Source organism: Novosphingobium aureum (assembly GCF_015865035.1).
Lineage (GTDB): Bacteria > Pseudomonadota > Alphaproteobacteria > Sphingomonadales > Sphingomonadaceae > Novosphingobium > Novosphingobium aureum.
In genome coordinates this window covers 1-760 of record NZ_JADZGI010000019.1, presented here as the reverse complement: position 1 = coordinate 760, position 760 = coordinate 1, and the positions used below count along the sequence as shown (strand labels likewise).

The 760-nt window shown below is 49.7% G+C and carries 1 protein-coding gene; it reads right to left on the bottom strand.

Features of this window, described 5'->3' with window-relative positions; all coding sequences use genetic code 11:
- Positions 1 to 733, bottom strand: a 733-nt coding sequence (locus I5E68_RS19965; protein WP_197167482.1) for a hypothetical protein, incomplete at its 3' end; no start/stop codon positions are given.
- Between the last annotated feature and the right edge of the window lie 27 nt (positions 734 to 760).

The following is a 760-nucleotide window of genomic DNA, read 5'->3' as shown; positions in this document are numbered from 1 at the left end:
GGGCTGGCTTCCTCGGCCTCTTCGGGCAGTCTCGCGACATATGCCCTGGCTGATGACAGGTGAAACATTTTCCCTTCTTGATGTGATCGTCCCTTTCCTGGGTGGTCATTCGATCTACATCCATCGCATTCGGATCTTTCGGTGTGGTTGTCTGTGGAGCACTAGTGCGTCCGTTATTCTGGTTCGAGGCTTGCCAAGCCTTTTTCTTGACAAATGGTTTGTCCCGTTTCAAGAATATCTTGTACGTATTTTCATAGTACGAGGCAGCGGACTGCCATTCATCAATGGTCGCTGGTAGCGGCCGAACGCCGATGATGTATCGGGTTGTATGTTCGGGTAACCCTTTCTCGAAGAGGGTTATGAGCAACGCGTTTCCGTCCGCGCTGTATCGGTCGTACTGGGCCTTTCCGGCCAAGTTGTTGAACTCGGTGCTATAATCATCGATGTCCTTCCTGTCCTGGGTTACGTCCTGGATTTTCTTCCGCGCCTTCTGTACCTCTTCGATGGCTCCGAAGGCTTTCTGGAAGTCTGCATCAAACTGTGCAAGACTAGGCGGGAAGAATCGTTTTGTCTGGGGGTTCGTATAAACCCGGTGATAATTCTGTTTCCATTGGCCCGTTTTCCCCTTGTTCGAAATATAAGAGAGGATAAAGATCACTCTCTGAACGTCGTTCTGGAATGACGTTTCGTACATTGTAAACCAGGAATTGCACTGGTTTATGAAGTTCTGCATGTCGGATCGTTCCCCATCGAATACGTC